The sequence below is a fragment of the Rothia sp. HMSC062H08 genome (assembly GCF_001810775.1).
Taxonomy (GTDB): domain Bacteria; phylum Actinomycetota; class Actinomycetes; order Actinomycetales; family Micrococcaceae; genus Rothia.
Window position 1 is genome coordinate 1 of sequence record NZ_KV802640.1, and the last position, 489, is coordinate 489.

Consider the following 489-nt stretch of genomic DNA (forward strand, 5'->3'; position numbering starts at 1 on the left):
ATGGGTGCGGTCACCGTGTGATCCTTCGAGAAAGCTCTCTACTTCTGACTCGAAACGATTTGGAGGCACAACGATGACCGCTCCTCATATTATCGACCCTGCTGGCATGCTTGGCGAGGCGTTGTCCCAGGCATCCCCAGATTTGATGCGTTCCTTGCTCCAGCACATGATCAACGCGTTGTTATCAGCGGACGCTGATGCGGTGTGCGGGGCCCAGTGGGGTCAACAAGATCCGCAGCGTCACACCCAGCGCAACGGGTATCGCCACCGGCCCTTGGACACCAGGGTCGGCACCATTGACGTGGCGATCCCCAAGCTGCGCTCAGGCACCTACTTCCCAGAATGGTTACTGCAACGGCGCAAACGCTGTGAAACCGCGTTGATCACAGTGGTCGCTGACTGCTACCTGGCAGGAGTATCCACGCGCCGTATGGACAAGCTCGTCAAAACCCTGGGGATCACAGGACTGTCCAAGTCCCAGGTCTCACG

1 protein-coding gene is annotated in these 489 nt (G+C 58.5%); it reads left to right on the forward strand.

The genetic code is table 11. The annotated features are described in order from the left end of the window. Nucleotides 1-73 precede the first annotated feature (73 nt). Nucleotides 74-489: transposase (locus HMPREF2765_RS00005; RefSeq protein ID WP_210390854.1), on the forward strand; the 416-nt coding region annotated here is incomplete at its 3' end.